Annotated in this window: 24 protein-coding genes; 7 read left to right on the top strand and 17 right to left on the bottom strand. The window is 61.4% G+C overall.

Features of this window, described 5'->3' with window-relative positions:
• Nucleotides 1-3: 3 nt before the first annotated feature.
• The 14 genes from ACE3PH_RS06730 to flgB all read right to left on the bottom strand — a co-directional run bounded on the left by ACE3PH_RS06730 (nt 4) and on the right by flgB (nt 13314).
• On the bottom strand, nt 4-1047 hold the full coding sequence (locus tag ACE3PH_RS06730) for a serine/threonine protein kinase (protein WP_374317226.1): 1044 nt from the start codon (nt 1045-1047) through the stop codon (nt 4-6).
• Between the two features lie 22 nt (nt 1048-1069).
• The gene (locus ACE3PH_RS06735) at nt 1070-1402 is read right to left on the bottom strand and encodes a hypothetical protein (RefSeq protein WP_374317227.1); all 333 of its coding nucleotides are present in this window, start codon (nt 1400-1402) and stop codon (nt 1070-1072) included.
• A gap of 126 nt (nt 1403-1528) precedes the next feature.
• Nucleotides 1529-2737, bottom strand: a complete 1209-nt coding sequence (locus ACE3PH_RS06740) for an EAL and HDOD domain-containing protein (protein WP_374317228.1) — start codon at nt 2735-2737, stop codon at nt 1529-1531.
• A 20-nt stretch (nt 2738-2757) separates the two neighbouring features.
• A complete protein-coding gene (flgL, locus tag ACE3PH_RS06745) occupies nt 2758-4011 on the bottom strand; it encodes a flagellar hook-associated protein FlgL (protein WP_374317229.1) in 1254 nt (417 codons plus the stop codon).
• A gap of 15 nt (nt 4012-4026) precedes the next feature.
• The gene (flgK, locus tag ACE3PH_RS06750; RefSeq protein WP_374317230.1) at nt 4027-5964 is read right to left on the bottom strand and encodes a flagellar hook-associated protein FlgK; all 1938 of its coding nucleotides are present in this window, start codon (nt 5962-5964) and stop codon (nt 4027-4029) included.
• A gap of 19 nt (nt 5965-5983) precedes the next feature.
• Nucleotides 5984-6919, bottom strand: a complete 936-nt coding sequence (gene flgJ / locus ACE3PH_RS06755; RefSeq protein ID WP_374317231.1) for a flagellar assembly peptidoglycan hydrolase FlgJ — start codon at nt 6917-6919, stop codon at nt 5984-5986.
• Nucleotides 6919-8049 carry a flagellar basal body P-ring protein FlgI gene (locus ACE3PH_RS06760; protein WP_374317232.1) on the bottom strand — a complete coding sequence of 377 codons (1131 nt, stop codon included), beginning with the start codon at nt 8047-8049 and terminating at the stop codon, nt 6919-6921. The genes flgJ and ACE3PH_RS06760 overlap by 1 nt, the downstream gene beginning before the upstream one ends.
• A gap of 42 nt (nt 8050-8091) precedes the next feature.
• Nucleotides 8092-8775, bottom strand: a complete 684-nt coding sequence (locus ACE3PH_RS06765; protein ID WP_374317233.1) for a flagellar basal body L-ring protein FlgH — start codon at nt 8773-8775, stop codon at nt 8092-8094.
• A complete protein-coding gene (gene flgG, locus ACE3PH_RS06770; protein ID WP_374317234.1) occupies nt 8775-9557 on the bottom strand; it encodes a flagellar basal-body rod protein FlgG in 783 nt (260 codons plus the stop codon). The genes ACE3PH_RS06765 and flgG overlap by 1 nt, the downstream gene beginning before the upstream one ends.
• Before the next feature lie 39 nt (nt 9558-9596).
• A complete protein-coding gene (gene flgF / locus ACE3PH_RS06775) occupies nt 9597-10325 on the bottom strand; it encodes a flagellar basal-body rod protein FlgF (RefSeq protein ID WP_374317235.1) in 729 nt (242 codons plus the stop codon).
• Nucleotides 10326-10355: 30 nt separating this feature from the next.
• Nucleotides 10356-11714 carry a flagellar hook protein FlgE gene (gene flgE / locus ACE3PH_RS06780; RefSeq protein WP_374317236.1) on the bottom strand — a complete coding sequence of 453 codons (1359 nt, stop codon included), beginning with the start codon at nt 11712-11714 and terminating at the stop codon, nt 10356-10358.
• Nucleotides 11715-11765: 51 nt separating this feature from the next.
• Nucleotides 11766-12434 carry a flagellar hook assembly protein FlgD gene (locus tag ACE3PH_RS06785; protein ID WP_374317237.1) on the bottom strand — a complete coding sequence of 223 codons (669 nt, stop codon included), beginning with the start codon at nt 12432-12434 and terminating at the stop codon, nt 11766-11768.
• A 17-nt stretch (nt 12435-12451) separates the two neighbouring features.
• Nucleotides 12452-12862 carry a flagellar basal body rod protein FlgC gene (gene flgC, locus ACE3PH_RS06790; RefSeq protein ID WP_374317238.1) on the bottom strand — a complete coding sequence of 137 codons (411 nt, stop codon included), beginning with the start codon at nt 12860-12862 and terminating at the stop codon, nt 12452-12454.
• A 14-nt stretch (nt 12863-12876) separates the two neighbouring features.
• Nucleotides 12877-13314, bottom strand: coding sequence for a flagellar basal body rod protein FlgB (gene flgB, locus ACE3PH_RS06795; RefSeq protein WP_374317239.1), 438 nt, complete (start codon nt 13312-13314; stop codon nt 12877-12879).
• A 167-nt stretch (nt 13315-13481) separates the two neighbouring features.
• Between flgB and flgA the strand changes: the two genes are divergently transcribed.
• From flgA to ACE3PH_RS06810, 3 genes are all read left to right on the top strand, one after another.
• On the top strand, nt 13482-14312 hold the full coding sequence (gene flgA, locus ACE3PH_RS06800; protein WP_374317240.1) for a flagellar basal body P-ring formation chaperone FlgA: 831 nt from the start codon (nt 13482-13484) through the stop codon (nt 14310-14312).
• A 127-nt stretch (nt 14313-14439) separates the two neighbouring features.
• The gene (gene flgM / locus ACE3PH_RS06805; RefSeq protein ID WP_374317241.1) at nt 14440-14742 is read left to right on the top strand and encodes a flagellar biosynthesis anti-sigma factor FlgM; all 303 of its coding nucleotides are present in this window, start codon (nt 14440-14442) and stop codon (nt 14740-14742) included.
• 29 nt (nt 14743-14771) lie between these two features.
• The gene (locus ACE3PH_RS06810) at nt 14772-15146 is read left to right on the top strand and encodes a hypothetical protein (RefSeq protein ID WP_374317242.1); all 375 of its coding nucleotides are present in this window, start codon (nt 14772-14774) and stop codon (nt 15144-15146) included.
• On the opposite strand, the gene recJ is transcribed toward ACE3PH_RS06810, so the two are convergent.
• Together recJ and ACE3PH_RS06820 are read right to left on the bottom strand one after the other, a co-directional pair.
• Nucleotides 15137-16864 carry a single-stranded-DNA-specific exonuclease RecJ gene (recJ, locus tag ACE3PH_RS06815; RefSeq protein ID WP_374317243.1) on the bottom strand — a complete coding sequence of 576 codons (1728 nt, stop codon included), beginning with the start codon at nt 16862-16864 and terminating at the stop codon, nt 15137-15139. The genes ACE3PH_RS06810 and recJ overlap by 10 nt on opposite strands.
• Nucleotides 16865-16871: 7 nt before the next feature.
• Nucleotides 16872-17867: a hypothetical protein gene (locus ACE3PH_RS06820; protein WP_374317244.1), complete on the bottom strand. Its 996-nt coding sequence runs from the start codon at nt 17865-17867 to the stop codon at nt 16872-16874.
• Nucleotides 17868-17942: 75 nt separating this feature from the next.
• Between ACE3PH_RS06820 and ACE3PH_RS06825 the strand changes: the two genes are divergently transcribed.
• Genes ACE3PH_RS06825 through ACE3PH_RS06840 form a run of 4 tightly spaced genes read left to right on the top strand, consistent with a single transcriptional unit; the run spans nt 17943 to nt 21001 of the window.
• Nucleotides 17943-19196, top strand: coding sequence for a lipoprotein-releasing ABC transporter permease subunit (locus tag ACE3PH_RS06825; RefSeq protein WP_374317245.1), 1254 nt, complete (start codon nt 17943-17945; stop codon nt 19194-19196).
• A gap of 15 nt (nt 19197-19211) precedes the next feature.
• Nucleotides 19212-19421 (top strand): DUF2788 domain-containing protein, encoded by a 210-nt coding sequence (locus ACE3PH_RS06830; protein ID WP_374317246.1) that lies wholly within the window; start codon nt 19212-19214, stop codon nt 19419-19421.
• Nucleotides 19422-19424: 3 nt separating this feature from the next.
• On the top strand, nt 19425-20126 hold the full coding sequence (gene lolD / locus ACE3PH_RS06835) for a lipoprotein-releasing ABC transporter ATP-binding protein LolD (RefSeq protein WP_374317247.1): 702 nt from the start codon (nt 19425-19427) through the stop codon (nt 20124-20126).
• 17 nt (nt 20127-20143) lie between these two features.
• Complete coding sequence (locus ACE3PH_RS06840) at nt 20144-21001, top strand: TatD family hydrolase (protein ID WP_374317248.1); 858 nt, start codon at nt 20144-20146, stop codon at nt 20999-21001.
• Here ACE3PH_RS06840 and ACE3PH_RS06845 read toward each other — a convergent pair.
• Complete coding sequence (locus ACE3PH_RS06845; protein ID WP_374317249.1) at nt 20983-21609, bottom strand: phosphatase PAP2 family protein; 627 nt, start codon at nt 21607-21609, stop codon at nt 20983-20985. The genes ACE3PH_RS06840 and ACE3PH_RS06845 overlap by 19 nt on opposite strands.
• Nucleotides 21610-21671 lie beyond the last annotated feature (62 nt).

Consider the following 21671-nt stretch of genomic DNA (forward strand, 5'->3'; position numbering starts at 1 on the left):
TGCTTACCAGTCCGAGCTGTCGATCTCTGGCGGGGCACCGGCTTCACCCATGAGTTCAATCTGTTGTCGCAGCAACTGGGTTTGCTCGGCCCAGTAGGCGGATGAGCCAAACCACGGGAAAGCGGCTGGGAACGCGGGGTCTGCCCAGCGACGGGCCAGCCAGGCACTGTGATGCAGGATGCGCAGGGTGCGCAGCGGCTCGATGAGTTGCAGTTCCCGCCAGTCGAAGTTTGCAAACGATTCATAGCCTTCGAGCATGGCGTGCAACTGGCGCTGGCGCTCTTGTGGCTCACCGCTGAGCAGCATCCACACATCCTGGATGGCGGGCCCCATGCAGGCGTCGTCCAGATCCACGAAGTGCGGGCCGTCCGGGGTCCAGAGGATGTTGCCGACGTGACAGTCTCCGTGCAGCCGCAGCTGTTTCAGCCCGTCAATGCGCGCAAAGGCCTCTGCGGCCAGATCGAGTGCGCGGTCTGCTGCGTCGCGCCACAGTGTTTGCTGGTCCGGGCTGACCATCTGGTGTTCGATCAACCAGTTGCGCGCAGCACGTCCGGTTTGCTCGACCCCCATGGTCGGACGGTGACGGAACGGCCGGGAAGCACCGACGGTGTGCAGTCTGGCCAGAAACCGGCCAAGGCGCTCGAGCACGTCGGGGTCTTCGAGCTCGGGTGCACGGCCACCACGCCGCGGGGTGAGTGCAAAACGCAGGGTGTTGGCCACGGCCAGCGTAGGTGGATGGCCCTCGGTGTGGAGTTCGAGTGAAGAATGTGGGGTGACTTGCAGCGACAGTGGCGCAACCGCCGGCACTTCGGCGGCCATCAACTCCTGGGCGAACTGGTGTTCTTCCAGGATTTGGGCATGGGTCCAGCGTCCTGCCCGGTAGAACTTGGCAATGACGAAGCTGCCATCATCCAGCCCGACCTGGAAAACGCGGTTTTCATAGGAATTGAGCTGCAGCAAGCGCCCATCACACTCCATCCCGACAGCTTGCAGGGCTTGGAGAACGAGGTCGGGCGTGAGGTCGGCGTAGGGGGTCTCTTGGAGCATGGCGCATCTTACGCGCCATGGCTCATGGCTTGATGCGAACGGGAGCGCCCCACCACATCAGCTTGTCGTTGATGAGGTGCATGAGCAGGCCGCTGGCGGCCAATTGCAGGGCCAGGATGGCGGCGTTGTCCGGCACCTCGCCAGCAACGGGGGAGGGCAGCATCACCATGGCGACCATGCAGCCCAGAAAGGGCAGGCAGCCGGCCAGTGATGCCGCAGCCAGGGTGCGCCAACTGACGTCTTTGCGACGACCAAAGGCTTTCAGAATGCCCAGCTTCCATGCCGCACGGAAGTAGTTCGTGAGCAGCACGACAGCCAGAACAAGTACACCGACGAGTGAGCTGATGGGAGTCATGCCTTGCACACTTTCTTCTGCTGAAGAGGAAGCCGACAAACCGCTGCGGCTTCAAGTCTCCAGCATACTGATTCTGGTGCGCAATGCTAGGGTTAACCCTCAAGTGAGGGCGTAAAAATGCCGCACTTAATCGAGTTGTGTGGCATTGGCCATCGCTTTGAGCACGCAGCGGTTGATGTCGGCGAAGCTCATGAACAGCGCTTCGGCCGATTCGCGGATTTCATCGAGCGTCTGGCCTTCCATGGCCTTGACCAGGTTCAGATAGGCCGCATAGGGGCCGCTGCCGTCAGACAGCACCTGGAAGACACGTTCGGGGACGGGAATGGTCTTGAGCAGTTCGCTAAAAGGCTGGTGGAACATGCGGTCCAGCAGCGAGAACACCCCACAGATGAACAGCTCGCTGCGCATTTCGTCGTCGCCACTGATGCGCGCCAGCTCTTCGAGCAGCATGCCGCGGCGCACCGAGGCGAACATCACGGGGCGCATGTTCGGGTCTTTCGACGCCGTGGCCAGCAGCAGGGCCAGCCAACGCTTGAGGCGCTGGTAGCCGAGGATCATGATGGCGTGGCGGAAGGAGCTGATCTCGACCGACAGGCCAAACGCAGGGGAGTTGATGTAGCGCATCAGCTTGTAGGCCAGGGCTGGATCGCGCTTGAGCGTGCTTTCCAGCTCGTCGATCTCGGCCTCCTTGTGGACCTGGTCGATCAGCTGCACGATCACTTGCAGGGCCGGCTGGTCAGACGCCTTGCCTGAGGTGGTGATGGCGTCATCGATTGGCCAGCCCAGCACGGCAGTAGCGCCGCGGCGGAAACTCAACTCCATGGCGTCGACATTGCCGATATTGGACTGGATGTGGCCGATGGTACGCACGACGCCCTCGGGCAAGCCGGCCGGAGCAGGTGCGTTGCCTTCCAGGCGGCGGTCATCGTCAAAGTCGATGATCGAGTGCTTGAAGCAGGGCAGGATCTCTCGCGGCAGCTCCTTGAAAGGGCGGCCCTTGAGCAGCAACTCGTTGCCGTTGGCGTGCAGGGTCTTGATCGGTTCGAGGTATTCCGGGTCCGTTGCCATGAAGGCCGGGATCTCGATCAGGATGTGGGTGGCCGGCTGGGCATTGATGAGCTCACGCAGCAGCCGCTCGCCCAGGACATTGACCCACACCTGAGGCCCACCCACGGGCCAGGCTTCGGCAATGGCGTCAAGCAGCCCACGGGCATCCAGATCCTGGCTTGGGTTGAGGGGGAACACACTCAGACGCGTGGCACACACGCCGCGGTTGCGGTCAATGACGGGGCAGTAGGACAGCGCGATCTGATTCAGGATGGGGTGGTCGGTCATAAAGGCGTTGGCTGATCAGATCAACCATTGATGTACTGGAACAGCGAGAGTTTCTGGATCATCGCGTAACTTTGCAGCGCAGCCTGATAACCAGACTGCTGATTCTGGAAGTTCGAGATGCCATCCACCATATCGAGATCTTCGGCATTCGAGCGCTCGGTTTGAGCAGCAAGTTTTAACGAACTGTTACGGCTCTCGATGCCGTCCATGCGGTTCAAAGCCTCGCCCACTTTAGATCGCGATGCCTGGATGTTCGACAACACGCTGTCGAGATCGGACATGCCGGTGTTGACCACCTGCTGGATATTGCCGGATGCCGTTTCATTTTGCAGGCCGTAGATGGCCTTGTCCAGCGAGTCAAAGATGCTCAAGTTGTACTGCGAATCCTTCACGAGGAAGCTGTCACCATTGTTTGGTGTGCCAGAAACCGTGATCGACATGCCATTGAAGGTGATGGCCTGACCGCTGGTGTAGTTCCCTGATGCCACAGTGGTGCTGCTGTCCTGGTCCACGACGTTGTAAGTCGTTGGGGTGGTCGTGGTGTCAAAGCTGATGGCGTAACCATTGGTGGGCATGGGCGTGGCCATGAAGGTGGTAGGGTCGGCCACTGTGCCGGGGCTGATCCAGGCCGAACCTGTGTTGGTGTAGTCGCCCGTGCTGGCATCCAGGGCTGCACTGGTGACAAACATGCCATTGCCGGAGGGGGCGGACAGCCAGGTAGCCCCGCCGTCAACGGTCAGGCTCAGGGCTTCGGTGGCCGGTGACATGGTTTCGCCATCGTTGCCTTGGAATTGCACCGAGTGGCCCAACGCGTTGGTGGAATCCGGGGCATCTGCGAATGGTGGGCTTTCCGAGCCCTGGCCGCCGAAGATGTAACCCCCACCGCCATCGGGGCGGTTGGCTATGGACATCAGTTGCTTGCGGATTTCTTCCAGGCGCTTGGCCAGGCTGTCGCGTTGCTGGCTGTCATAGCTGCCATTGCCTGCTGCCACGAGCGCTTCGCGGGCCTGTTGCACCAGCTCAACTGTGTCACCCAGGGCTGATTCGGTCAGCGTCATGACGTTGCGGCTGGCATCGAGTGCGCGTTGATTGGCCTCGGTGTTTGAAATGGTCGCCAACGCGCGCTCTGCTCGCGCCGCGGCGATCGGGTCATCGCTGGCGCGGTTGACGCGCTTGCCCGACGTGAGCTGCATTTGCGACTCGGACATGTCCGATTGACGCTTCTGCAGGGTTTCGACAGAGGTGTCGTAGTTGTGTGCGGTACTGATGCGCATGGTCTACTCCTCAGCCTATCGGGCCGTGTCCAGCAGGGTGTTGAAGACTGTCTGGGCGATCTGAAGGATTTTGGCGGACGCTTGATATGACTGTTGAAACTGAATCAGCCGGGCAGCTTCTTCGTCCAGATTGACGCCGGTCTTGTTGAGCAACAGATCTTCCGAGTTGGACGCCAGGGTCGAAGAAATGTCGTATTGTGTTTGGGCATCCTGCACCCGCACACCAATGCTGCCAATCGCCTGCGAGTAGGCATTGGTGATGGTGGCACCGGGCGCAATGCCCGCTGCGCCCTGGTTCAGCCGTCCAACCAGGTCTTCATCACGCAGCGCGAGCAATGACAGGGCATTGCCGTTGTTGGCAGAGGAATAGTCTGTGGCGGGCTTGATGCTGATGATGTCGCCATTCTTGGGGACGCCATTGAGCGATAGTTCGAAGCCGTTGTACGAAATGGGTGATCCCGCTGTCCAGGTGCCTGTCGACACGACATTGGCCGATGTGTCCTGGAGTTCGTAGCTGCCCGAGTCGTCGGTGAAAACCACATTGAGCGCGTCGTAGGTCGTGGTCGGGCTGGCAACGATCGACAGCGAGGCCACACTGGCCGTGCCGGTGTTGTTCGCGTCGACGGTGGCGATGACCGGATTGGCGGCAGCAATACCCGTGGGTTGGTCCAGCACCCGCTTCATGGCGCTGGCTGCATTGCCAACGGGGCGCAGTAGAAATTGATCCCCACTGACAAACGAGGCCGTGTCAATGTTGATCTGCATGCCGTCCACCTGGTCGCCATCCGCGACCGACCAGGTGCTGTTGTCGCTGAGTCGGGTGAGCGTGTAACCGCCGGAGCCATCCTCTTCGAGCGTGTAGTCACTGGCCTGCAGTTCTCGGGCATCCACAATGCTCAATGTGACCGGTGGACTCGTGAGGGAGGAGCCGTTGTTCTTGTTCGGTAAAACTTCCGGATCACCCACGTCGAACATGGGGTCACCCGCCGAAGCCGGGGTCTTCAGGTTCAGACCGAACGACTGCTGCTGATTGATGCGCCAGCTGATGGCGGTGGCCATCTGGCCCAGCAGATTGCGGGCAGCCGGAATGTCCTCGTTCTGAACGGTCAGAAGACCGGACAAGGTTCCACCAGTGATCAGGCTGTCATCCAGCGGGATGGTGGTGTTGTCACTGCCGATCGTGATGCCGACCTTGGTGGCGTCGAAGTCGTCGAGTGCCACGCCGACCGTGCGTACGCTGTTGCCCAGAACCAGTTGCTGACCGCCTCCCAGAAAGACGCTCAGTGAGCCGTCGTCTGCCTCGACTGTCGAAATCTGGACTTTCTGGTTGAGGTTCTTGACCAGCAGGTCGCGCTGGTCGAGCAGGTCGTTGGGGCTGTGGCCGGCCCCTTGGACGGACGCAATTTTCTGGTTGAGGTCGGCAATCTGGGCGGCCAGGGAGTTGACTTTGTCAACCGTGGTCTTGATGTCAGCGACCACGCCCGCTTGCAGTTCATCGAGCTGGGTACCGGCCGTGCGCATGCGGCTGGCCAGTTCTGCCGCGCGTGACAAGGTGACCTGACGGGCAGAGAGGTCTTGCGGCTGGTTGGCCACGTCCACGAAGGAGTTGAGCAGCTGGCTGGCTGAATAGCCGATACCCGATTCACCTGTGGGCAGGGCCTTTTCAAGCTGGGTTAACTTGTTGAGCCTGACCTCGTCGGCAGACGATGCAGCCAGATTCCGATTGGTTTCACGGGTGAGAAACTGATCCGAACTGCGCGTGACGGTCTGGACCTTGACGCCACGACCAAAGAAGCCGGCGCCCGTGTAGCGGCCACTTTCCGTGGCGAGCTGGACTTCCTGACGCGAATACCCCTCGGTATTGGCATTGCTGATGTTGTGCGCAATCGTGTCGAGCACCGCCTGGTTGGCGAGCATCGACCTGGCGCCGAGTGCGAGGATGCCGGAACCCATTTTGGCCTCCCGTGTCCGATCAGGTCACCGAACGCTGCACACGCAACGTGGTGTTGATGACCTTGGTGAGCTTGTCTGCATAGGCCGGGTCGGTGGCGTATCCGGCTTTTTGCAATCCGCGGGCAAAGCCATGTGCCGTGTCTGCCTGAGCCACAGTCTTACTGTAGCGGGGGCTCTGACTGAGCAGTTTGGCGTGGTCGGTGAAAGCGTCCGCGTAGGAGTCATATGCACGGAATTTGGCAGTGACCTTGCGCGCCACGCCGCCGACGTATTCGGTTGTGGTGACCTCAGCGACCTTGCCTTTCCAGTCTTTCCCGGCTTTGATGCCGAACAGGTTGTGACTGGTCTGGCCATTGGCCATCTTGATCTCATGCTTGCCCCAGCCGGATTCGAGCGCGGCTTGTCCGAGGATGTGGTTTGCAGGAATGCCTGTGGCCTCCTCAGCTGCCCGTGCGGCCGCTTGATGCTTGAGAACGAACTGCTCGGATTGATTCAGCTTGCGGCCATTGGTGTCTGTCGTGATCGCCGTTTGCCCAGTGGTTTCCGGTGGCGTCACCAAGGTGTTGGTCACCTGGCGGCTCAGTGCCAGGTCAGCTGTGCTTTTGAGCTGGCTGCCGTTTGTCGCAGCTGATGTGCCGCTTTGTACATTGAGCTGGCGCTCAAGTTGGCGCGCAATCATGTCCCCCAGGCCGCCCTGGATGCCGGTCATCTGGTTGGCCAGTTGGGTGTCCAGCATGCTGGTACCCATTTCGGTTGACGCGTTGTCCATCAGCCCGGAACTCTGGGTCGCCGAGCGCATGCTCTTGACCAGCTCCTGCATGAACAGGCCTTCGAGCTGTTTGGCGGTTTCCTTGATGGCCTTTTGAGACTTGCCGTCGTTCGACATCGCCTTAAGGCGGTCGAGCGAGCGCAAGTCCAGGCTCATGCCCTGGGTGTTGCCCGACGAGATGCTCATCAGATCACCTCCAGTTCAGCTTGTAAGGCGCCCGCCGCCTTCATGGCCTGGAGAATGGCCAGCAGGTCCTGCGGGTTGGCGCCAAGGGAGTTGAGGGCCTTGACCACGTCGGTCAGCTTGGTGCCGGCCGGCATCTGAATCAGTGAGCCCGGTTCGGAGTTGATCTTGATGTCGGCCTTCTCAGCCACCACCGTCTGGCCTTGCGAGAGCGCATTGGGCTGGCTGATGACCGGGGTCGAGTTGATGGTGACCGAGAGGGCGCCGTGCGCCACGGCACAGGGCCCCAAGGTGACGGCCTGGTTCATCACGATCGACCCTGTGCGGGCATTGATGATGACCTTGGCGGCAGGAATCGCGCGCTGGATGGGCAGGTTTTCCACGTCAGCCATGAAAGCCACGCGCTCTCCGGGCTGCTCGGGCAGTTTGACAGCCACGGTGCGACCGCTGAGGGCTTCGGCCGTGCCAGCGCCCTTGGCGCGGTTGATGGCGTTGGCGACATCGCGAGCGGTGTTGAAATCATCGGCCTGGATGTCGAGTTGGGCGATGGTGCTTTGCATCCAGGGCGTGGGCACGCTGCGCTCGACGGTGGCCCCAGCGGGGATGCGGCCAGCGCTCAGGTGATTGACCTGGACTTTGGATCCACCTTGGGACGCACCCGCTCCCCCCACGATCATGTTGCCCTGGGCCAGACCATAGATCTGGCCGTCTGCGCCTTTGAGCGGGGTGGCGATCAGGGTGCCGCCGCGCAGTGACTTGGCATTCCCCAGCGACGACACGTTGACGTCAATGGCTTGACCGGGTTGTGCGAAGGGCGGCAGGGTAGCGGTTACCAGTACCGCAGCCACATTCTTGGGCTGCATGGTGGTGCCAGATGGCACATTGATGCCAAGCTGTTGCAGCATGGCATTGAGACTCTGGGTCGTGAACGGCGTCTGGGTGGTCTGGTCACCCGTTCCATCCAGGCCCACCACCAGACCATAGCCAACCAATTGGTTTGAGCGTATGCCCTGTACTGTGGCGACTTCCTTGATGCGTTCGGCACGGCTCTCGACTGGCCACCACAGCGCTGCGGAAGCAGCTGCAAAAGCCAGTGCGATCAGCAGTTTGATGAGTCTGTCGGTGGTGTTCATGAGGCCAAATCCGATGGGGGTTCGACCTCATTCTCGCGATCTTTAGATCGGCAGAACGCTCAAAAAGAAGTGAGCTAACCAGCCTATTTCCTGAGCGTCGGCTTGGCCGCCGCGCCCTCGCTGCTCGATTCTGACGTTGGCAATCTGGTTGGAGGCCACCGTGTTGCCTGGCTGGATGGTCATCGGGTCGATTTGGCCGGAGAAGCGCAGCATTTCCACGTTGGCATTCACACCGATCTGTTTTTCGCCAGAAATGATCAGGTGTCCGTTGGGCAGCACCTCAATGACCGTGGTCGTGATCGTTCCTGAGAAATTGTGGGCTGACTCGGTGGTGCCTTTGCCGTCGAATTTGTTGGACGTCTTGACGTCTGCATTGGCCTTGGCAACCTGCACAGCATTGAGGAAGGGCAGTGTATTGGCCGTGACACCGACGCTGTCCACCTTCTCGATGTTCGAGGTTGATTTCTGCTTGGCAGCGATGTTTTCTGAAATGTTCACGGTGATGATGTCGCCCACCAGGCGCGCCCTGTGTGTTTCGTACATGGGCCGATAGCCTGCAGGCTGAAACAGCGACCCATTGCCCGCTGGAACCAGCGCGGCAGCCGAAGGTCGGGCCTGCGTGGGTTCCAGTACATCCACCTTGGCGTAGGTCGGGATGACGGAGCAGCCGCTCAGCAAGACGCCGGAAGCGACAGCACAGAAGGTGAGGGTGCGCAGTGTGTTCATCACAGTTGTCCCAGGCGTTGCAGCATCTGATCGGAGGTCTGGATGGCCTTCGAGTTGAGTTCGTACACGCGTTGCGACTGGATCATGGTGATGAGTTCCTGCACCACGTTCACGTTGGACGACTCCACAAAACCTTGCGACAGGATGCCGAAGTTGTCAGTACCGGGGTTCGCGGTCTGTGGTTGACCCGACGCGGCAGTTTCCGCAAACAGGTTCTGCCCTTTGGGGTCGAGGCCGGCCGGATTGATGAAAGTGGCGAGCTGGATTTGCCCGAGGGTCTGCGGGTCGGTTTGTCCCGAGATGGTGGCGGTCACCGTGCCATCGTTCGCAATGGTCACGCTCTTGGCGTTGGTGGGAACCGTCAGGCCCGGTTGCAGCAGATAGCCGTTGTTGGTGACGATCTGGCCCTGATTGTCAACCTGGAATGAGCCATCGCGGGTATAGGCCGTGGTCCCGTCAGGCATGGTGATCTGGAAGAAACCATTGCCGTTGATGGCCACATCAAGCTGGCTATCGGTTTGCGTGAGCGTGCCTTGCGTGAACTGGCGGCTGGTGGCAACGGGGCGCACACCCAGGCCCACTTGCAGGCCGGTGGGCAACTGCGTCTGCTCTGAGCTGCTGGCGCCACCCTGACGCAGGGTCTGGTACATCAGATCCTCGAACACGGCATGCGAGCGCTTGTAGCCGTTGGTCGAGCTGTTGGCCAGGTTGTTGGAAATGTGGTCCATCTGCGTCTGTTGGGCTTCCATGCCCGACTTCGCAATCCAGAGTGAACGCATCATGGCCTTGCTCCTTAATGTGGGTCAGTCAGATGGCTGTAATCAGCCATTGGTCGACAGCAGTTGGCTGGCGGACTTTTCGTTGCTTTCGGCGGTCTGCAGCAATTTCATCTGCGTCTCGAACTGACGGCCGGCCGCAATCATGCTGATCATGGTTTCGATCGGGTTGACGTTGGAGCCCTCCAGGGCACCGTCCTGCAGGCGGGCATTCGGGTCCGCGCTCAGATCGCCATCCGGGCTGCGGAACAAGCCATCGTCGCCGCGGTTGAGTTTGCCTTCCGGGGTGACCAGCTTGAGCTTGCCGACCTGGGTCATCTTGCCGTTGGACTGCCTGGCAGTGATGGTGCCGTCTTCGGCAATCGTGGGCTGCGTGTTGGCCGGGATGTTGATGGGGCCGCCGTCCCCCATGACGGGCAGACCGTTCTGTGTCATCAGGGTGCCGTCGGCAGCCACCGTCAGGGCACCAAAACGCGTGTAGGCCTCGGTCCCGTCCAGCGCCGATACGGTCAACCACGACTTGCCCTGCATGGCCACATCGAGGGGTTGGCCGGTGACCGTGATGGATCCGGCAGCATCGTCGTAGCCCACGGTGGTCTCAAGCGAATAGACGCGGGTGCTGGCGCCATCACCCCGTACTGGGACAGCCCGGATGGCCTGAAGCTCGGCCCGAAAGCCCGTGGTGCTCACGTTGGCCAGGTTGTTGGCCAGCACTTCCTGGCGCTGCATGTCCATCTTGGCGCCCGACATCCCGAGGTAAATCATGCGGTCCATGACGCTCTCCTGTTATTCCGTACTCACCGATCAGCGGATGTTCACCAGGGTCTGCATGACCTGGTCTTCCGTCTTGATGGTCTGCGCGTTGGCCTGGTACATGCGCTGGGCCACCATCATGTTCACCAGTTCACCGGTCAGGTCGACGTTGGACTCTTCCAGTGCGCCAGACTGCAGCAAGCCCAGATTGCCGGTGCCGGGTGTGCCCGTCACGGCGGCATTCGATGCATAGGTGGCTTGCCACTCGTTGTTGCCGATGGGCTGCAGCCCTTGCGGGTTACGGAAGCTGGCCATCACGATTTGCCCTGCCGGTTTGGACTGCCCGTTCGAGTAGCGGGCCAGCACCACGCCGGAGGAGTCGACGGTGATGCTGGAGAGGTCGCCAGGGGCGTAGCCGTCTTGCGACATGTTGGTGACCGAGAAGTTCGAGCCGTATTCGGTCGAGTTCGAGAAGTCCATCGTGATGCCGCTGATCACCTCAGTGGTCGAGGGGGTGGCGCTGGACGTCGTGCTCGACACGGTCACAGAAGGAATATCAGGCAGGGTGAATGACCCCGTCGAAGACGTTCCGGTGGCATTGCCGCTGGCATCGTAGGTGGTGATGGTGCCAGGGTCACCCGCTACCGGGCTGCCGTTGGTCAGGTCGGTGGCAGTACCGCCTGTGGCCGGGAAGTTGATGGTGGCCACTTTCATGGGGTTGCCGCTGCCATCAGTCTGGATCGATGTGCCGTTGGCTGTGACATACATGTCCCAGGAGTCATCGCCGGTCTTCTGGTAGTAGTAGCCCAGACCAACGGGTTGCCCTTTCACGTCATAGACGGTCTGCGAGGTGGTGTAGCTGTAGGTGGACGCGTCAGAGAAGTCGATGGCTGTACTCAGCGTGTTGGCGGTCGACTTCAGGTTCATTTCCAGGGTAACTTTGCTGGATTGCTGGGGCGAAATGCCCCCTGTCGTGAGCTGCAGCGGCACCATTTCACTGGTGTTGGTGATCGTGCCAGTCGAGTCGGCCTGAAATCCGAGCAGCGAGTGACCTGAGTTGTTCACGATGTAGCCGTCGCGGTCGATCTTGAACTGCCCGTTGCGGGTGTAGTAAGTCTGATTGCGGTCATCCTGGACCTGGAAGAAGCCGTTGCCGTTGACCGCCAGGTCCATCGGGTTTTCCGTGGTGGTGATGTTCCCTTGGGTGAACTGCTGGGCCACGGCACCGACCATTGCACCAATCCCGATGTTGTTCGAGCCCGAACCGTTCAGTGCCGCTGCGTACATGTCGGCGAATTCGGCTCGGGCCGTCTTGGCACCATAGGTGTTGCTGTTGGCGATGTTGTTGCCAATCACTTCCAGGTTCTTGGAAGACACATTCAGACCGGAGAGACCTTGCTGGAAGCCCATGATGTTGTCCTTTCAGGGTGCGGCGACGGATAGGGTGACGTGGGGCTCGGTTCAGGCAATGGCCTTGACCTTGCTGTAAGCGGTGGTGCCGCTGTTGGTGAGTTCGAGGTTCAGCGTGCCGTCGGAGTTGCTGACGGCATTGACGGTGTCGACCATCAGGGGCGTGTTGGAGACGGCCGTGCTGCCGTTGGCGGCCACGACCTTGAAGGTCAGCTTGCTGGCATCCACGCTGGACGGGACTGTCCACTGGAAGCTGTGTCGACCTTTTTCCAGTGCTCCCTCGTCGACGGTGTCGATCACCGAACCTGACCCATCGAGGATCTGAATCTTCACGCTGCTGGCCGAACCGCTGAGATCGACTGCACCCACGCCAATGCCCTGGCTGGTGTCGACTGCCAGCTTGTTTCCTTCCAGCAGCACCTGATGGCCCACCAGGCTGGCGCCCTGGAGGATTTGCATCTGGCTGAATGAGTCGGTCATGCCGCTCATGGTGGTGTTGAGCTTCTCGATACCGGTCACCGTGTTGATCTGAGCCATCTGGCTGGTGACCTGTGCGTTGTCCATCGGGTTGAGCGGGTCCTGGTTTTGCAACTGGGTGACCAGCAACTTCAGAAAGCGATCGGACGTGGCCGTGGTGTCCGTGGCATTGGTGGTGGTCGAACTCTTGCTGTTCAGCTTCGAAATGACCGAGTTGTCAGTGACGGAGGTGGTGGTGGTCATGGTGATGCTTCCTCAGGTCAGGAGCCTTGGCCAAGTTGCAGGGTCTTCATCAACAGGCTCTTGGCCGTGTTCATGACTTCGATGTTGTTCTGATAGGAGCGTGAGGCCGAGATCATGTTGACCATCTCTTCGACCGGATTCACGTTGCTGTAGGTCACATAGCCATCCGCATCCGCTTGCGGGTGGTTGGGCTCCAGTGCGCGGCGCCCGGGCGAGTTGTCTTCCGTGACCTTGCTGACCGTGACCCCCGCGGTGCCGGCATCGCCCATGGGTGTGGTGGAGAACACCACCTGGCGCGCCTTGTAGGCGCTGCCATCGGGGCCAGCGACCGTGTCGGCATTGGCCAGGTTGGATGCCACCACATTGAGTCGCTGGGACTGGGCGCTGACGGCGCTGCCTGCGACATTGAAGATATTGAACATGGACATGATCTATGCCTTCCTTACTGCCCCGTGATGGCGGTGTTGAGGGTCTTGATCTGACCGTTGAGGAATCGCAGCGTCGCTTCGAAACGCACGGTGTTGTCAACGAAGGTGGCGCGCTCCCGATCCATGTCGACGGTGTTGCGGTCCAGGTTCGTCTGGGCATTGGCTGCGTAATTCAGTTCTGGCTGGGTGCGTGAGTCGACCGAGGTGCCGTTGAGGCCCATGTGGCCGTTGCTCGATGTGGCCAGTTGCACCGATGAAGTTGGCAGACCTGTCTGTGCGCTGGATGACTGCCCCGTGGCCGCACGCAATGCCTTGGAGAAGTCGAAGTCACGAGCCTGGTAGCCGGGTGTGTCTGCGTTGGCGATGTTGCTGGCGATCACGCGCTGACGCTCGGACCGCAGCACCAGGGCTTCGGTCTGGAAATTCAATGTATCGGTGATGCGGTTCAGCATGGCGGCCCTCCGGCTCCTGTTCGCTGCGCCTGTCGCTGTCGACACCTCAACGCAGCTTGGAAGGGATGGTGAACCTCCGAGCGCCAAACATGAGCCGGATAAGCGCCCCTTTCTCGGCGCATTTCCTGTATCTGACTGTGGGCTGTGCTGCTTACAGTGTGTGCATCATGCGTACGCCCATCCATTCATCGCTGGAACAGGTTCCATCGCCACTGCGTCAGCCGAGCAGGCTCGACTCGTGGGGTGTCGATGCGGGCCAACTGTGGTCGGCGGTATGCAGTGGCCTGATCTGGTTGCTGGTCTGTGGTGGCGCGGCCCTTTTCGCCCAGCGCGCCCATGCGCAGCAACTCACAGCCGATGCGAACGAACTTCGTCACCGCGTTGAGGGGTTGGTGGCCTCATCGAAGGTTGAAAGCGTTGGTAACAATGGTGCGAAAGGCTTTCAGGTGGAGGTCGTGCTCGGTGAGTTGGACCATCGCCTGAAATTGGCACCATGTGAAAAGACCGAGGCGTACCTGCCAACAGGCATGCGACTGTGGGGGCAGACCCGGGTCGGTCTGCGCTGTGTGCAAGGACCGGTCCGCTGGAATGTGTTCTGGCCTGTGACCGTCAAGGTCTGGGGGCAAGCCGTGGTGCCCGTGGTTGCCTTGCGTCCCGGCGAACCCATCAACCAGGGTGACGTGGCCATGGCGCGAGTCGATTTGGCTGCTTCATCTTCGCCCGCTGTGACCGATATGGCATCTGTGGTGGGGCGGATGGTGTCTCGTTCCGTCCAAGTCGGACAAAGTTTGCGTGAGTCGGATGTGAAGGCTCGGCGCTGGTTTTCAGTTGGTGACATCGTTTCCCTGACTGTGAAGGGTCAGGGCTTTTCTGTGGTGTCTGAAGGCACGGCACTGACGCCGGGTGACGAAGGTCAATGTGCCCGGATTCGCGTAGAGAATGGCCGTACTGTGTGTGGCGAGCCTGTGGGTGAGCGGCGAGTGGAGATCGTTTTATGACGTGGATTTCCAGTCACTTATCCCCCCGGAACATGGGGGCATCGCTGTTTGGCATTAAAGTTGATCGTGACCGCGTCGATATCGCGGATGTGACCACTCGGTATCTGCCGAGGTGAAGGAGTACATCATGAAGATCGGCAATCCTACTGACAAAGCCATAGGCGGGACCTCTGGCGCCAAGACTGAAAGCGCAACCTCGACCAAAACGTCGGGGCAGACGACTTCGCTCGAAGGCGGCGTGTCGTCCAGCGCGAAGGTGACCTTGTCATCTGCTGCCACGACCCTGATGACCACGGTAGACCCCACGTTCGATTCGGACAAGGTCGCCTCGGTCAAACAGTCCATCGAAGACGGTAGCTACCAGATCAGCCCAGAAGCCATCGCTGATAAGCTCATCGCCAATTCACGCGAGTTGCTTGAACGTCACTGACCTGTTGTTCTGATATGGCCAGTGCCTTCATGCCTGCGGTGGATTTGAGTGCGGCCGTCTCAGCCATTGAGCTGGGACTGCAGGCACTGGATGCGGCTTTTTCAGCCCATGATCCTGGTGCAATCGAAGCCAGCTCTCAGGCGCTTCACAAGGCTCTGGCCGACGCGGTTGTGGTCTTTCGCCATGCTTCGCGTGACGGCAAGTCACCCATGACGCCTGAATTGCGTCAACGCCTGCTGTTGGCGCAGGCGCGGGTCATGGGGCAGCAGCAGACGGTGCACCGCGCAGCGGGTTCCATCGAGCGCACCCTGAGCGTCTTGCTGCCACAGACAGAAAGCCCATCAGCCTATGGTGGCCTGTCGGGGCGCAGCGGCGCTTTCGGGATCAAGGGCTATCAGCCCTGATCCTCTGCCATCCCTTCCACCATCACCTGTACGCGCTGACGGCCCTGGAACTCATCCAGGCTGATCCGATAGGCGAGCCGGGCTGTCTCCGGCAGCGGCATGGTCCGGCCGAACCAGATGCCATCACGCACCTGCCCCTGCACCCGCAAGGTCAGTTTCATGTGGCCTGACCCTACCAGACGCTGGCCCACCACCTGGACCTCGTCGCTGAACACGGGTGCATCAAAGCCGGGCCCCCACACCGCCTGATCCAGCAGTGCAGCACCTTCTGGCGTGAACCACTCGGTTGCCAGCGGGCCGTCGGTGTCCAGTTGCCGTGCCAGCAAATGCGCGTCGAGGCCCGCTTCTGCAATCGACTGCATGGCGTGCTCGAAGGTCTCGAAGTCTTCTTCTGCAATGGTGCAACCTGCCGCCATGGCGTGGCCACCAAAGCGTTTGAGCAGACCAGGGTGCCGTTTGCCGAGCAGATCAAGCGCATCGCGCAGATGGAATCCGGCAATGGATCGACCGGACCCCTTGAGCAGCCCGTCCTGACCCAGTGCAAAAACGAAGGTGGGGCGGTGCAGGCGGTCCTTGAGGCGCGATGCCACGATACCGACCACGCCTTCATGGAACTCCGGGTCAAAGATCGAAATCGCCGCAGGTGGCTCGCCTTCTGGCAGCAGGGAGTCGAGCATGGCTTCCGCTTGCTCGCGCATGCCCGATTCAAGCTCGCGCCGCTCGCGGTTGATGCTGTCGAGCTGCTGGGCCCATTGGCGAGCCCGATCCGGGTCATCGGTGATCAGGCATTCGATGCCCAAGCCCATCTCGGCCAGGCGGCCGGCCGCATTCACACGAGGTCCCAGGGCGAAGCCGAAGTCCTGGCTGCTGGCACGGGTGGGATCGCGGCCCGCTGCCTGGTACAGGGCAGCGATGCCGGGCTGCATGCGTCCGCTGCGAATGCGTTTGAGCCCCAGGCTGACCAGTCGGCGGTTGTTCTCGTCAAGCCGCCCCACGTCGGCGATGGTGCCCAGTGCGACAAGGTCGAGCAGGGCATCGATGCGGGGCTGACTTTGTGCGTCGAATGCGCCTCGCTTCCGCAACTCGGCACGCATGGCCAGCAGCACGTAGAACATCACGCCCACCCCCACCAGGGCCTTGCTGGGAAAGGGGCAGCCAGGCTGGTTCGGGTTGACGATGACGTCGGCGCTGGGCAGGTCAACCTGTCCATCGTCGCGCACCACCGGAAGGTGGTGGTCGGTGATGATCACGCGAATGCCCAAAGCCTGAGCCCGCTTGACTGCTTCATGGCTGGCCATGCCGTTGTCCACCGTGATGAGCACCTTGGCCTGCTTGGCTGCCACCAAGTCCACGATAGGGGGCGTCAATCCATAGCCATGGATGGCGCGGTCAGGCACCACATAACTCAGTTGCCCAGGGCGGGCGCCCAGCATTTTCAGGCCACGCAAGGCCACGGCGCAGGCCGTTGCACCGTCACAGTCGTAATCGGCGACCACGCACAGCTTGTCGCCAGCAGCCAACGCGTCGGCCAGCAGCAAGGCAGCTTCCTGTGCACCTTTCAACTGGGTGGGCGGCAACAGGCGGGACGGGGTGTCATCCAACTCGTCAGCTGAGCGGATGCCGCGGGCCGCATACAGCCGAGCCAGCAGGGGGTGGATACCTGACTGCTCCAGAGCCCAGGCTGAACGTGGCGGGATCTCTCGGGGTGCGAATTTCATGTGGCGCTCACAGCGCAGCCAACTGGGCTGACAGCAGGGGGATGGGGCTGATGCCCAGCAAATGCTTGAGCCAGTCGCCGACTCGTGCAGCAGGATTCATCGTTCTGCCGGCCTCCCAGCTCGCCGCATGGCGTTCGCCACACAGGCTCAGCGTCACCGGTTGGCCAGCCTCCAGTGCCAGGCGCGCATCAGCCAGCACCGTGGCGTCGAGTCGTTCCCAGGCCGCCAGCCAGTCTGCCATGTTGGTGGCCAGCAAAGGCGTGCGCAAGGCATCGTCCAGCCGTGTCGTCGCTGGCAACGAGCTTGGCGTGCCTGCAGGCAGAGCGCCCGTGCCACTGAGCCAGAAGGAATTGACGGGCAGTTGACCTGCGGCCGCGCGCTGGTCGTTGAGCGGGTGCTGGTACATCAGCATCTGCACCTCGTTTTGCAGACGCTTGACGAGGCGTGCGTTGGGGTGTTCTGGCAGCCAGACATCGGGGTTGCGGCCGATGACCCGATCCAGCGAGGCCGTTGGCAGATCACGCAGGCTCTCATGCGAAGCCAACCAGCAGGTGGGAGACTGGTAGTGCAACGTCCAGCCTTCCTCTTCGAACCACGGGCGAATGGCTTCCAGCAGGGTGTGCGACTCGCTTTCGTGCAGATGCAACTCGTCCGGGTCGAGCATGGTGAGGCTGTCGCGCCCCATCAGCCAGTGGCATGGGGTCAGCACGCCCCAGGCCTGCTGGGCTACCTCGATCCCCGTCTGTCGTGCCTGCCAGGCCGCCCAGGGCAGGCAGCCGTCGTCGAGCGCCTGCCACCCCAGTTGCTCGGCCAGGATGCGTTCATGGGGCATTGACAGCGCGTATTCATCGGTTCCGATGGGCGTGTCTGGTTTCAGATGGGCCAGCAGAAAACGCAGGTTGCTCAGGTGCTCTGCGCGGTCGAGTTGGGGCAGCGCTTGCTGGCAAGGTTCGGCCAGGCTGGCTGCAAAAGGCAGGATCACATGCACGGTGGGTGCTTTCAAAGACGCGAAAAGGTTCTCAATGAGAAACCGGACAGTCGACAGGCGTGATTATCCAGTGGGTACACTTCCGGCACCATGAATCTCCCTTATGAATGGCGAATCGGCTGGCGCTATACGCGTGCGGGCCGTGGTGCGCGCCGCAATGGCTTCATATCCTTCATCTCTGGCGTGTCTGTGCTCGGCATCGGCCTGGGGGTGGCGGCTCTCATCATTGTGCTGTCGGTGATGAACGGCTTCCAGAAGGAAGTGCGAGACCGCATGCTGTCGGTCATCGCGCACATCGAGATCTACGACGCCGGTGGTGCTCCCCTGGAAAACTGGCAGGCATTGGCCGCCAAGGCGAGGCAGAACCCTGCTGTGGTTGGTGCGGCACCCTTCGTGCCGGCCCAGGCTTTGATCGCCCGCGGTGAAGACATGCGTGGCGCCATGGTCCGGGGCATCGTGCCTGCGGAAGAGGCGGCTGTGACCCCGCTGGCGGCACGGCTCCAGCCCGTTCTGCAGCGCTTGACGCCGGGCAGTTGGGGCGTGGTGATCGGGGTCGAGTTGGCCCGCACACTGGGCGTGCGAGAGGGTGACCCGATCACCTTGGTTGCCCCCTCCGGCCAAGTGACGCCGGCTGGTGTGGTGCCACGGGTGAAGCAGATGACGGTGGTAGGTCTGTTCGAGGCAGGCCACTATGAATACGACTCGGGCATGGTGCTGATGCATGCCGAAGATGCGGCTCGTTTGTTCCGAACGGGGGGCATCACGGCTGTGCAACTCAAACTCAATGATGCCCAGGCGGCCCGGGCTGTGGCCGCGCAGTTGTCCGAATCACTAGGGGCCGGTGTGTTCGTGCGCGACTGGACGCAGACCAACCGCAACTGGTTCGAGGCCGTGCAGATCGAAAAGCGCATGATGTTCATCATCCTCACGCTGATCGTGGCGGTGGCAGCGTTCAACCTGGTGTCCACCCTGGTGATGACGGTGACCGACAAGCGTGCGGACATCGCCATCTTGCGCACACTGGGGGCCTCACCCGCCTCCATCATGGGTATCTTCATGGTGCAGGGGGCACTCTCCGGCATCATGGGCACACTGGGGGGGCTGGCGCTGGGCTTGCTGGTGGCCTTCAATTTGGGGCAGATCGTGCCCTTCATCGAGCATCTGCTGGGTGTCAACTTGCTGCCTGGCAGTGTCTATTTGATCAGCAAGATGCCCAGCGACCCGCAGGCCGGCGACATCCTGCCCATCGCCCTGATTTCCCTGGTGCTGGCTTTTGCGGCCACGGTCTACCCGAGCTGGCGTGCCAGCCGCGTGCAGCCCGCGGAAGCCCTGCGCTACGAATGAGTCGAGGAACATCGCATGTTTGGTTTGACAGAAGAGCAGATCTCCCACTTCGGGGTCACGTTTGGTGTAGGGGCGTTCATCCTCTACATGTTTTTCATCATCTTCCAGCTGGCGCGTGAGTCCAAGGCGGGCAAGATGGGCACCTTCGTGCTGATGCTGGTGCTGGGGCTGGGCATGATCGGCTTCATCGCCAAGAACGTCATTGCCTGGGCACTCAATATCTGACGGATGATGATGCCTGAACACTTTCAACCTGCGGTGTTGCTCGCCCAGGGCCTGTCCAAACGCTTTCAAGAGGGTGTGCTCGACGTCACCGTGCTGCAAGGGGTGGATCTGCGCGTCGAGCGTGGTCAGACTCTGGCTGTAGTGGGGGCTTCAGGCTCTGGCAAGAGCACCTTGCTGCACCTGCTGGGTGGGCTGGATGCGCCCACTACCGGGCGTGTTGAACTGATGGGGCGCGACCTGTCTGGCATGAGCGCGGCCGAGCAGGGCGTCTGGCGCAACCAGCACCTGGGGTTCATCTACCAATTCCACCACTTGTTGCCTGAATTCTCAGCGCTGGACAACGTGGCCATGCCCCTGTTGATTCGGCGCATGCCCTTGGCTGAGGCTCAGCAGCAGGCGCAACGCATGCTGGACAAGGTAGGGTTGGCGCCGCGTAGTCAGCATCGCCCAGCCGAATTGTCCGGTGGCGAGCGCCAACGTGTTGCAGTGGCGCGTGCACTGGTGACGCAGCCGGCCTGCGTGCTGGCCGACGAGCCCACGGGTAACCTGGATCGTGTCACTGCTGATGGCGTATTCGAGCTGATGCTGGATCTGGCCCGCGAGCAGGGCACCTCGTTCGTGCTGGTGACCCATGATGACAGTCTGGCTCAACGCTGCGATGCCAGACTGCATCTGGTGCGGGGAAGGCTCAGTTCCGAGGTTTGAGCGCAGGGGGCATCACGATGTGGATCGATACCCATTGCCACCTGGACGCCCCTGAATTCGACGCAGATCGCGCCGAGGTGGTCAGCCGCGCCCGACAGGCTGGTGTGGGCATGATGGTGGTGCCGGCGGTCACGCCCTCGACGTTTGCAACGGTCCGTGCTGCCGCAGACATGTTCGGGCTGACCTATGCCTTGGGTATTCACCCGCTGTTTGTGCATGACATGTCGGCTGACGATGCGCTGGCCATGCTCGACGAGCACCTGACCCGCTGGCGTGATGACCCACGGCTGGTGGCCGTGGGAGAAATTGGCCTGGATTTCTTTGTGCCTGCCTTGCAGACGCCTGCATCGCTGGCCCTGCAGGAGCGCCTGTATGGTGCTCAACTGGAACTGGCAGCCCGTCATGGCCTGCCTGTCATCCTGCATGTGCGACGCAGTGCCGACGCTTTGCTCAAGCAACTCCGCCGCTGCCGCGATGAGGGGCGGCCTGTGCCTGGAGGCATCGCCCACGCCTTCAATGGCAGCCACCAGCAGGCACGGACTTTCATGGAGTTGGGGTTCAAGCTGGGGTTTGGCGGCGCGATGACGTTTGAGCGCGCTCAGCAGATCCGTCGTCTGGCTACGGATCTGCCAGAGGACGCGATCGTGTTGGAAACCGATGCGCCGGACATCCCGCCGCATTGGCTTTATAAAACGGCCGAACAGCGCTCGGCAGGCGAGCGTAGTCGCAACGAACCTGTCGAATTGCCCCGGATCGCTGAGACGCTGGCCACCTTGCGAGGCTGGAGCCTGGCGCAAACCGAGGCACAGACCATGGCCAACGCGCTGGCGGCTTTGCCACGTTTGCGTCCCGTTGTTCAGCGGCTGTCTTCCTGACCGATGTGCAGGCGGTGGGCCAGCGCCCATACCAGCAAGGCCCAGGCTACGCCAGCGACCCAGCCGGCCACCACGTCAGAGGCCCAGTGCACACCGAGATAGACGCGGGACAGGCCGACCAGCACACTCAATAGGACAGCAATCAGGATGGCATAAACACGCAAACTGGTGCGAGGTGCCAGCCGCGCGATCAAGGTGGCCAGGGTCAGGAACACAATGGCTGACATCATGGCGTGACCACTTGGGAAACTGTAGCCTTCAGCCAGCGTGCCATGGAAGTCGAGGGCAGGGCGTGCCCGCATGAATACCCCCTTGAGCGCATGGCTGGTAGCCCAGCCACCTAGACAAGATGCCGCTGCCAGCCAGGCCATGCGATGCTGTTTGGTCATCAACAGGTAACCCCACACCATGGTGCCCAACAAGATCAATACGGTCGGGCTGCCGAGGGCCGTGATGTCCCGCATCACGTCGGGTAACCAGGTGGGCCCCCAGGCACCACCCTCAGTGCCCGCCGTGCGACACCAGCGTAAAACCCACGCATCGGCCGCATGTGTTTCGCCAGTAAGGGCTTCGTTGGCGAGCAGCAGAAACCCCCATAGCGCGCTCATCGAGAGGCCCAATGGCCACAGTAGTTGGGCCTCTATGTTGTGCCTCAGGCGATGCATGACAT

This window comes from Aquabacterium sp. (assembly GCF_041909175.1).
Taxonomy (GTDB): Bacteria; Pseudomonadota; Gammaproteobacteria; order Burkholderiales; family Burkholderiaceae_C; genus Aquabacterium.

Coding starts and splice junctions, on each gene's coding strand:
- ACE3PH_RS06730 (WP_374317226.1), bottom strand. CDS start 1,047: ATGCTCCAAGAGACCCCCTACGCCGACCTCACGCCCGACCTCGTTCTC.
- ACE3PH_RS06735 (WP_374317227.1), bottom strand. CDS start 1,402: ATGACTCCCATCAGCTCACTCGTCGGTGTACTTGTTCTGGCTGTCGTG.
- ACE3PH_RS06740 (WP_374317228.1), bottom strand. CDS start 2,737: ATGACCGACCACCCCATCCTGAATCAGATCGCGCTGTCCTACTGCCCC.
- flgL (WP_374317229.1), bottom strand. CDS start 4,011: ATGCGCATCAGTACCGCACACAACTACGACACCTCTGTCGAAACCCTG.
- flgK (WP_374317230.1), bottom strand. CDS start 5,964: ATGGGTTCCGGCATCCTCGCACTCGGCGCCAGGTCGATGCTCGCCAAC.
- flgJ (WP_374317231.1), bottom strand. CDS start 6,919: ATGAGCATCTCGTCGGGCAACACCCAGGGCATGAGCCTGGACTTGCGC.
- ACE3PH_RS06760 (WP_374317232.1), bottom strand. CDS start 8,049: ATGAACACCACCGACAGACTCATCAAACTGCTGATCGCACTGGCTTTT.
- ACE3PH_RS06765 (WP_374317233.1), bottom strand. CDS start 8,775: ATGAACACACTGCGCACCCTCACCTTCTGTGCTGTCGCTTCCGGCGTC.
- flgG (WP_374317234.1), bottom strand. CDS start 9,557: ATGATGCGTTCACTCTGGATTGCGAAGTCGGGCATGGAAGCCCAACAG.
- flgF (WP_374317235.1), bottom strand. CDS start 10,325: ATGGACCGCATGATTTACCTCGGGATGTCGGGCGCCAAGATGGACATG.
- flgE (WP_374317236.1), bottom strand. CDS start 11,714: ATGGGCTTCCAGCAAGGTCTCTCCGGTCTGAATGTGTCTTCCAAGAAC.
- ACE3PH_RS06785 (WP_374317237.1), bottom strand. CDS start 12,434: ATGACCACCACCACCTCCGTCACTGACAACTCGGTCATTTCGAAGCTG.
- flgC (WP_374317238.1), bottom strand. CDS start 12,862: ATGTCCATGTTCAATATCTTCAATGTCGCAGGCAGCGCCGTCAGCGCC.
- flgB (WP_374317239.1), bottom strand. CDS start 13,314: ATGCTGAACCGCATCACCGATACATTGAATTTCCAGACCGAAGCCCTG.
- flgA (WP_374317240.1), top strand. CDS start 13,482: ATGCGTACGCCCATCCATTCATCGCTGGAACAGGTTCCATCGCCACTG.
- flgM (WP_374317241.1), top strand. CDS start 14,440: ATGAAGATCGGCAATCCTACTGACAAAGCCATAGGCGGGACCTCTGGC.
- ACE3PH_RS06810 (WP_374317242.1), top strand. CDS start 14,772: ATGCCTGCGGTGGATTTGAGTGCGGCCGTCTCAGCCATTGAGCTGGGA.
- recJ (WP_374317243.1), bottom strand. CDS start 16,864: ATGAAATTCGCACCCCGAGAGATCCCGCCACGTTCAGCCTGGGCTCTG.
- ACE3PH_RS06825 (WP_374317245.1), top strand. CDS start 17,943: ATGAATCTCCCTTATGAATGGCGAATCGGCTGGCGCTATACGCGTGCG.
- ACE3PH_RS06830 (WP_374317246.1), top strand. CDS start 19,212: ATGTTTGGTTTGACAGAAGAGCAGATCTCCCACTTCGGGGTCACGTTT.
- lolD (WP_374317247.1), top strand. CDS start 19,425: ATGATGATGCCTGAACACTTTCAACCTGCGGTGTTGCTCGCCCAGGGC.
- ACE3PH_RS06840 (WP_374317248.1), top strand. CDS start 20,144: ATGTGGATCGATACCCATTGCCACCTGGACGCCCCTGAATTCGACGCA.
- ACE3PH_RS06845 (WP_374317249.1), bottom strand. CDS start 21,609: ATGAGCGCGCTATGGGGGTTTCTGCTGCTCGCCAACGAAGCCCTTACT.